This is a genomic window from Kordia sp. (assembly GCF_045105435.1).
Classification (GTDB): domain Bacteria; phylum Bacteroidota; class Bacteroidia; order Flavobacteriales; family Flavobacteriaceae; genus Kordia.
Genome location: NZ_JBGCDL010000259.1, coordinates 1 through 8,958, shown reverse-complemented (window position 1 = coordinate 8,958; position 8,958 = coordinate 1). Strand labels below are relative to the sequence as shown.

The window sequence follows — 8,958 nt, the reverse complement described above, 5'->3', positions numbered from 1 at the left end:
TACTTGCTTTTTAGACTTCGTATTACTGCCAAATAGTTTAGAAAATATATTCATAAGACAAACTTGTATGCTTCCATTTCTTGCCGAAAATACGATGAATTAGCAAACGAAATATGCTGAAACCCCATTGTACATTTTGATAAAATTTGTTAATTCAAGTGAATTTTACGATTGAAAATGAGTAAAATTTGTATCGAGAATAGCATGTTTTGAACTAAACAGTTCTCGATACAATTTTTCGTACCTCAAAATCACTCGAAATGACGCTTCGTTATATTTTTAAATTCAAAATGCACAACAAGTCTACATTTTATTTTTTAATTCCACTTTTCTACCATCCAAATCCTGAATCAACGCTACTAAACCCCATTTCGTTTCTGTAGGTTTAGAAAGTATATTCCAATTTGAATTCTCTAAAGCTAGCATTTTATTTTCTAAATCGGGAATATCAAAGCCAAGTCTGACCGAATTGTCAGCTTTTTCCATAGATTTTGTTAATGGATATATCTCAAAAACAAATCCGTTTTGTTCAGCTGCATAATGAAATGGTCCGTTTCCATGTTGATGATAGTCAAACTCAAAACCGAGCTTCTCATACTGCGCTTTCAATAGTGCTGGATTTGATGTGCGTATGACAAGTAAATTTAATTTCAAAATATCATTGATTTTAGGATCGCAATTGTTTCATTCCCGAAGTTAAAAACGGTAGTATTGGCAAGCAACTCATCACTTTGACATCTTCCCAAACGGAACTTTCATTGCCTAAAAACGCCAAAATAGTTTCAATTTCGCGGTTTTTAAATATCGTAGCAAAGATTTCTTTTCCGTCCATTTTTTCAGAAAGAATCACTTCTAATAGCGTTCTGTCATACCATTGATACATTTTGTCGCGAAAGGTCAATTGCGGATTTGGATGTTTTCCATCTTTTAATAATTGGATGATGTTTTCCGTATGTTTTTGAACGAATTGAAACGTATAACCGCTACTCGCTTTGGTAAATCCGCCCGCAGTTCCTAAATTGATAATGTGTTTTTCTTTCGGAACTTTTCTAGAAAATTTTGCCAACGACATTGGAATAATTCCAAATTCTGTATGCAACACTTCATATTGATCAATTTGTAAATAGTCTTGAATGTAGTTTTGTAACGCCGTTTTGTATTGTTCTTTTTTGAGAATTTTTTCAGTGAATAAGGTATATTCTACCAACGCTTCCGTTTCGCTTGTTGGCAAAACATACATAAATGTTGCGCCGTGTTCTTGCGAAAGTCGAAAATCCATCAATCGCCCAACATTTTTATCAAAAACTGGGTTTTTAGTTTTAATTACCCAACCTTCAAAATGTTGTAGTAATGAATTTTTGGTGTCCATTTTTGGATAGAACAAACTTGTAGAATTGAAAACGTAGTTTGCTTTGTAACTTGAATTTTCAGTAGCAACTTCAGCGAGATCGTTCACAGTAGTAATTGCGGTAATATTTTCCGAAATGAATGTTACATTTTCAAATTGCTTTGCAAAATTGATCACAAAGTTATAAAAGTCAATTCCTTGAATCATTTTATAACGATATTCCGTCATGTCAAATTTACGTTGAAAATCATCAGACAAAAACTCCAGAGTTTCCCATTGATGCGTTACAATTGGTTCAAACAATCCGTTTCCTTTTTCCCAGAAACACCACGTACGATCGTTTTTGTTTTTCTGCGCTTTGTCAACAACTAGAATATGTTTTTTGCTCAATTGCGAATCTTTCAACATGCGATATAGCAAGCTTAATCCTGCGCATCCTGATCCTGCAATGATGTAGTCATATTTCATGTAGAAAGTGTTCTTTTTTTTTGATTTGAACAAACTTTGGATTCCTGCCTGCGCAGGAATGACAAATTTAAAACGCTACAAAAATACGGATTTCTTAGAAAGGAACTTCGTTATCGTCTGGATTAAAATCATTGTTCATTGAGCTTCCAAAAGCTTCGTCGGCGCTTGGTAAATTGTCTACTTTGAATGTATCGTCATTTGCTGCTGCATTCATACTTGACTGCAATTCAATACCTCCATCTGTTGAAAATGGCGAATCAAAGGTTTCTAAGTTGTCAAACTTACCTAAGTGTCCAATAAATTTCAGTCGAATGTTTTCTAAACCACCATTTCTGTGCTTTGCTACAATAAATTCCGCTTGTCCATCCGTTGGCGAACGTTCTTCATCATCCCATTCTTCAATTTTGTAGTATTCTGGACGATAAATAAACGATACAATATCGGCATCTTGCTCAATCGCTCCCGATTCACGTAAATCGGAAAGTAATGGTCTTTTGCTTCCTCCACGTGTTTCCACCGCACGTGATAACTGTGATAAGGCAATTACAGGAACATTCAATTCCTTTGCTAATGCTTTTAAGTTACGCGAGATTGTTGAGATTTCCTGTTCACGGTTTCCGCCTCCTTTTTGACTTCCACCTGCGGTCATTAGCTGCAAGTAATCAATCATAATCATACGAATTCCGTGTTGCGATGCTAAACGACGTGCTTTTGCTCGCAAGTCAAAGATGGAAAGTGAAGGTGTATCATCAATGAATAAAGGTGCTTTTTCAAGTCCTTTTACTTTTACATTTAATTGTTCCCATTCGTGTTTGGCTAATTTTCCCGTACGTAATTTTTCGGAAGATAATCCTGTTTCCGAAGAGATAAGACGTGTAATTAACTGTACAGAAGCCATCTCCAGAGAGAAGAATGCTACCGGAATATTTTGATCTACGGCAATATTTCGTGCCATCGATAAGGTTAATGCTGTTTTTCCCATACCTGGACGTGCTGCCACAATGATTAAATCACTTGGTTGCCATCCAGAAGTTAGTTTGTCTAATTGTGTAAAACCTGTTGGAATACCACTTAAACCTTCTTTATTGGAAATTTCTTCAATTTTTTTCTTGGCTTGAATTACCAAACTTTGCGCCGTTTCAGACGATTTTTTAATGTTTCCTTGCGTTACTTCATACAAACGTGATTCTGCTTTGTCGAGCAATGAGAAAACGTCGGTCGTTTCATCGTACGCATCTTCAATAATTTCATTGGAGATTTTAATTAAACTACGCTGAATGAATTTTTGCAAGATGATACGTGCATGAAATTCAATATGCGCTGATGAGGAAACTTTCTGCGTAAGCGATATTAGGTAAAAGTCGCCACCAACTACTTCAAGATTGGCATTTTTACGAAGTTGCGAAGAAACCGTTAGTAAATCAATTGGCTCAGAGTTTTCAAATAGTTGAAAAATGGCTTCGTACACCAATTTGTTTGCTTCTTTGTAAAATGCTTCTGGACTTAGAATATCAATTACCTCATCGACCCCTTTTTTATCGATCATCATAGCACCAAGTACTACTTCTTCGAGATCGATTGCTTGTGGTGGCAATTTTCCTTTTTCAAGGCTAATTATATTGCTTTTATCAGTTTTATATACTTGCTTAGGGTTTACATTTTCCATGACTGCGAAAGTAGGTATTACTTTTACTCTTTAGAGTTTATTTTATAATACGAAATTGTTGATAAGTTCTTTTTTTTGTTAATAAGCCTAAAAAAAATCCGAAGCCTAAACTCCGGATTTTTATATTTCCTTATGTTGTATAGGCTTAGCCTTTAAATTCACCCATTTTTGAATATTTATCCATACGTGAACTTACTAAATCTGTTTGTGATAAGTTTTTTAATTTATCATAGTGTGCAACTATGGCATCACGTACTGCAATAAATGTTCCTTCACGATCGGTATGCGCTCCACCAAGAGGTTCGTTGACAATTTCATCAATTACTTTGATTTTTATAGCGTCCGTTGCGGTTAACTTTAAAGCATCTGCTGCTTTTTCTTTGTGTTCCCAACTTCTCCATAGAATTGAAGAACAGTTTTCTGGAGATATTACTGAATACCAAGAGTTTTCAAGCATTAATACGCTGTCTCCAACACCTATTCCTAATGCTCCACCAGAAGCACCTTCACCAATAATAACGGTGATAATTGGCACTTTTAAGCGTGTCATTTCAAGAATATTTCTTGCAATTGCTTCACCTTGTCCGCGTTCTTCAGCTTCCAAACCTGGATATGCACCTGGCGTATCGATTAAGGTTACTACAGGAACTCCGAATTTTTCAGCAGATTTCATTAAGCGCAATGCTTTTCTGTATCCTTCTGGATTTGCCATTCCGAAATTTCGGTATTGACGTGTTTTGGTGTTGTATCCTTTTTGTTGACCAATAAACATATAGGATTGATCTCCAATTTTACCCAATCCACCGATCATTGCTTTGTCGTCTTTTACATTACGATCTCCGTGTAATTCTAGGAAAGAATCGCCACATAAAGCGTTTATGTAATCTAAAGTATATGGTCTGTTTGGATGCCGTGATAGTTGTACACGTTGCCAAGCCGTTAGGTTTTTATATATATCTTTTTTAGTCGCTGCTAATTTTTTTTCAATTTGCTGACATGTTTCAGTTACATCAATATCACTTTCATGACCGATTGCCTTGCATTTTGTCAGTTGATCGTTTAATTCCTTAATAGGTAGCTCAAACTCTAAATATTCCATGCTTTGAGTATACGTTTAGTTGTTTCAGTCTACAAATATAGAACTTTAATTTATGAAATTTCAATGCCATCTACGGATTTTCTTTTTCTGCGATTTTTTAAGATTCCATTTACCAAAACTGTTGCCACTACTAGCAAGCTTCCATAGTAAAATCCTGGTCCCATTTTTTCTTGTTCAGGAAAGAAGATAAACGCTAAAATGACTCCATAAACAATCTCTAAGTTATATGTTAATACAACAGTATATGGACTTATATACTTCATAATATGAGTTGAAGCAATGAACGCATAAGCCGTACAAATAGAAGCCAATATAAAAATGTATATCCAATCGCTTGGTTTTAGTATAAAGAAATTTTCCTTTGAAAAACCATCTGCGGCAAACATCAAATAGATAGATATAAAGGCTACACCACATATAAATTCGTAAAAAGAAATGGTGGATGCATTGTGTTTTTCTACAAATTTTCCGTTGATTACAGAGAATAATGCTGATAAAAATGCAGAAATTACACCTAAAATAATTCCATTTATATATTTGAATTCACTATCCATGATAATGAAAACGCCAATAATTACAATAATTCCGAATATGATTTCGTACCATACTATTTTTCTTCGGTAGATGATGGGTTCAATAAACGAAGCAAAAAATCCTCCTGTAGAAAACATCACTAATGTTATGGAAACATTGGAGACATCAATAGCGCCAAAAAAGGTGATCCAATGCAGCGCAACAATAATTCCTGCCAAGGCAAATTTCAAAAATGTTTTGAATGATATTTTGAGCCGAATCTTTGATATTTTAATAAACAAAAGCATCAATATACCAGCAATTAACATGCGATACCAAACCAGTGGAATGGCTTTAATTGTGATTAATTCCCCAAGAATTGCCGTAAAACCTGCAATGAAAACTAATAGATGCAGGTGCAGATAGTTTTTGAGTTTATCGCCTAGCATTGTACAGTAAATAAACAGCTAATACTCCAAAAACAAGGTTTGGAACCCAAACAGCTAACATTGGAGAGAATCCTGATTTTTCTGCCATTGTACCAAATATTTTGTCGAAGAATATGTATATGAATGCAATAGATATTCCGAATGCAAGGTTTACGCCCATTCCACCTCTACGTTTCATAGAAGATACTGCAACCGCAATGATGGTTAGAATGAACGCTGTTATTGGCAAACTCCAACGTTTGTATTTTACCAATAGGTGTTTGTTGACATTTGGCGAACCTGATTTTTTTTCTTTCTCAATGAATTCGTCTAATTCTTTATAGTTTAAGGTTTCTGCCATGTAAGTAACTGGCGTTAAATCTTCCACAGCAAAAGGAAAAATAGTGTCTAGTCTGTTTTCACTGATTAAACTATCGTTCATAGCGCCAACAATCCGTTTTTTGTATCCACGCAATGTATATGTACTGTCTTTTTCGTTGTATTTTATGGTACGCGCTTGCATTTTGTATTTTAGCACATTGTTTTCAAAATGTTCTAGTGTAAAGTTGTCTCCTCGTCCACTTTCAAAATTAAATACTTTTAGATAGATGAAATCATTGTTCGTGATTTGCTTGTAGATTTCGGAATTGTCTCGCAGTTGTTTCCGTCCTTTTTTTATGTATTCAAACCGGAACTCGTTGAAGCCTTTACTAGCGTTTGGCACAATATACATTCCCATCACAAAAGCAACAATTGCGACTACGGATGCCGCGACTAAAAACGGTCGTAAGAAGCGCAAATAGGAAACTCCTGAGCTTAGTATTGCAATGATTTCCGTGTCGTTCGCCATTTTGGACGTAAACCAAATTACCGAAAGGAATAGGAATATAGGAAATAAGAGATTGGCAAAATAGAGGACAAAATTCACGTAATACATGACAATTTCGTCTGTTGGCGCTTTGGATGCCAACATTTTATCTATGTTTTCAGAAATATCTACCATGATTCCGATAGGAACAAATAATAATAACATTACGGAGAATGTTAGTAGATATTTTTTAATGATATACCAATCTAGTATTTTCATTTGTTGTTTTTATTTTTTTATGCTGTCAGATGTAACTCGCTATTAATTATTTCCTCAGAAGAGAACTTTTTAACATGCGCGCTTCATTTGTTCTTATAAACGATTGTTCATTTGTTTGACCATTTTATCTTTCCATTCTCTGAAATCTCCTGCTAAAATGTGTTTTCTTGCTTCTCTTGTCAACCACAGATAAAATCCTAAGTTGTGAATGGTCGCAATTTGTTTTCCTAACAATTCATTTACCGTAAATAAGTGGCGTAAATATGCTTTTGAATAGTCTGTATCTACATACGTGATGCCCATTTCATCAATTGGAGAAAAATCGTCTTCCCATTTTTTATTTTTGATGTTGATACTTCCGTATGCCGTGAATAGCATTCCGTTTCTGGCGTTACGTGTTGGCATGACACAGTCGAACATATCAACACCTAAAGCGATGTTTTCTAAGATATTTATTGGTGTTCCAACGCCCATTAGATAGCGTGGTTTGTCTTCTGGAAGAATTTCACAAACAACATCGGTCATTGCGTACATTTCCTCGGCTGGTTCTCCAACGGATAATCCACCAATTGCATTTCCGACCGCATTGCGCGAAGCAATAAATTCTGCCGATTGTTTACGTAAGTCTTTATAAGTACTTCCTTGAACGATTGGAAAAAATGCTTGACTGTAATCGTATTTGAATGGAGTTTTTTCTAAGTGCGTAATGCAACGATCTAACCAACGATGCGTCATGTGCATGGAACGTTTTGCATATCTATAATCGCACGGATACGGTGTACATTCGTCAAAAGCCATGATGATATCGGCTCCGATTGTACGCTGTATTTCCATTACATTTTCAGGCGTAAAGAAATGGTATGAACCGTCAATATGTGATTTGAATTTTACACCTTCTTCTTTTATTTTTCTATTGGCAGATAAAGAATATACCTGATATCCTCCAGAATCTGTCAATATATTGCGATCCCAATTCATGAATTTGTGTAATCCTCCTGCTTTTTCAAGAATTTCTGTGTGTGGTCGTAAATATAAATGGTACGTATTTGAAAGAATAATATCGGGATTGATATCTTCTTTTAATTCGCGTTGGTGCACACCTTTTACAGTTCCGATTGTTCCTACGGGCATAAAAATTGGCGTTTCTATAGTTCCGTGGTCAGTAGTAATTACTCCTGCTCTGGCTTTACTTTGTGGATCTTTTCCTTTTAAATCAAATTTCATGTATGCTTTGCTATTGCCTACTATTTGTTTGTATGTTACCACGAGATTCTTCTGGCGAAAGCCTAAAAAAGAGCTTCGTAATTACATAGATAGTGGCATCATCAGTTGGCAAATATAAGTAAGATTATAAGATGATTTTACTAATAAAAAATTAAAATTTGGGATTCTAGGAATCAATCTACATTTTCAATCATTCTTTTACGTTTCCATTAAAAGTTTATGAATTCATTTTCAAACATTTACACACTTTTATTGATATTATACTTTATTCACACCAATTCGTTAATAAATGCCTGTAAACTTCTTTTGTTTACGGTATTTTATAACTTACTTTTGGTGCTTTACAAAAACTACTAACAAATACACAATGTCTGATAACAAAACGTTAGAAAATTTAGTTACTCAAGTCCGTAGAGATATCTTGAGAATGGTACACAAAGTAAATTCTGGTCATCCAGGAGGTTCTTTAGGTTGTGCTGAATTTTTAGTCACTTTATACAATGATACCATGAAACTGAATGACGGTTTCGCTATGGATGGAAAGGAAGAAGATGTTTTCTTTTTGTCTAATGGTCACATTTCTCCTGTAATTTATAGCGTATTGGCGCATCGCGGGTATTTTCCTGTGGAAGAATTGAACACGTTCCGTTTGTTAAATTCTCGCTTGCAAGGACATCCAACAACGCATGAAGGATTGCCTGGAATTCGTATTGCTTCGGGTTCGTTAGGACAAGGAATGTCGGTTGCTATTGGAACTGCGTTGACGAAGAAGTTGAATGGAGACAATCACTTGGTATATTCGTTACACGGCGATGGTGAATTGCAAGAAGGACAAAACTGGGAAGCTATTATGTATGCTTCTGGAAATAAAGTTGATAATTATATTGCTACGATTGATTATAACAAGAAACAAATTGATGGTGCTACTGACGATGTATTGCCTTTAGGTTCGCTTAGCGCGAAGTTTGAAGCTTTTGGTTGGGACGTATTGGAAATTGAAGAAGGAAACAACATCCAAGCGATTAAAGATGGTTTGGCAGAAGCAAAATCAAGAACAGGAAAAGGAAAACCAGTAGTTGTATTATTACATACTGAAATGGGGAATGGTGTTGATTTTATGATGAA

The 8,958-nt window shown here is 35.2% G+C and carries 8 protein-coding genes; 1 reads left to right on the top strand and 7 read right to left on the bottom strand.

Translation table 11 applies throughout. From position 1 onward, the window contains the following. Positions 1–303: 303 nt before the first annotated feature. From AB8B65_RS13280 to tgt, 7 genes are all read right to left on the bottom strand, one after another. Positions 304–654, bottom strand: coding sequence for a hypothetical protein (locus tag AB8B65_RS13280; RefSeq protein ID WP_405301582.1), 351 nt, complete (start codon positions 652–654; stop codon positions 304–306). A 13-nt stretch (positions 655–667) separates the two neighbouring features. After that, entirely contained in the window at positions 668–1,816 is a 1,149-nt protein-coding gene (locus AB8B65_RS13275) for a lycopene cyclase family protein (RefSeq protein WP_405301580.1), read from the bottom strand. Positions 1,817–1,910: 94 nt separating this feature from the next. Continuing rightward, the gene (gene dnaB / locus AB8B65_RS13270; protein WP_405301579.1) at positions 1,911–3,482 is read right to left on the bottom strand and encodes a replicative DNA helicase; all 1,572 of its coding nucleotides are present in this window, start codon (positions 3,480–3,482) and stop codon (positions 1,911–1,913) included. 145 nt (positions 3,483–3,627) lie between these two features. Beyond that, on the bottom strand, positions 3,628–4,581 hold the full coding sequence (locus tag AB8B65_RS13265; protein ID WP_405301578.1) for an acetyl-CoA carboxylase carboxyltransferase subunit alpha: 954 nt from the start codon (positions 4,579–4,581) through the stop codon (positions 3,628–3,630). A 50-nt stretch (positions 4,582–4,631) separates the two neighbouring features. Beyond that, a complete protein-coding gene (locus AB8B65_RS13260) occupies positions 4,632–5,543 on the bottom strand; it encodes a DMT family transporter (protein WP_405301577.1) in 912 nt (303 codons plus the stop codon). Then, positions 5,530–6,609: an LptF/LptG family permease gene (locus AB8B65_RS13255; RefSeq protein WP_405301575.1), complete on the bottom strand. Its 1,080-nt coding sequence runs from the start codon at positions 6,607–6,609 to the stop codon at positions 5,530–5,532. The genes AB8B65_RS13260 and AB8B65_RS13255 overlap by 14 nt, the downstream gene beginning before the upstream one ends. 93 nt (positions 6,610–6,702) lie before the next feature. Beyond that, a complete protein-coding gene (tgt, locus tag AB8B65_RS13250; protein WP_405301574.1) occupies positions 6,703–7,833 on the bottom strand; it encodes a tRNA guanosine(34) transglycosylase Tgt in 1,131 nt (376 codons plus the stop codon). A 367-nt stretch (positions 7,834–8,200) separates the two neighbouring features. On the opposite strand from tgt, the gene AB8B65_RS13245 reads away from it, so the two are divergent. After that, positions 8,201–8,958 (top strand): transketolase (locus AB8B65_RS13245; protein ID WP_405301573.1); only part of this gene is annotated, 758 nt, incomplete at its 3' end.

Bases quoted from the DNA above. Each gene is read 5' to 3' on its own strand.
- AB8B65_RS13260 (WP_405301577.1), bottom strand. From the start codon at position 5,543: ATGCTAGGCGATAAACTCAAAAACTATCTGCACCTGCATCTATTAGTT.
- tgt (WP_405301574.1), bottom strand. From the start codon at position 7,833: ATGAAATTTGATTTAAAAGGAAAAGATCCACAAAGTAAAGCCAGAGCA.
- AB8B65_RS13275 (WP_405301580.1), bottom strand. From the start codon at position 1,816: ATGAAATATGACTACATCATTGCAGGATCAGGATGCGCAGGATTAAGC.
- AB8B65_RS13265 (WP_405301578.1), bottom strand. From the start codon at position 4,581: ATGGAATATTTAGAGTTTGAGCTACCTATTAAGGAATTAAACGATCAA.
- AB8B65_RS13255 (WP_405301575.1), bottom strand. From the start codon at position 6,609: ATGAAAATACTAGATTGGTATATCATTAAAAAATATCTACTAACATTC.
- dnaB (WP_405301579.1), bottom strand. From the start codon at position 3,482: ATGGAAAATGTAAACCCTAAGCAAGTATATAAAACTGATAAAAGCAAT.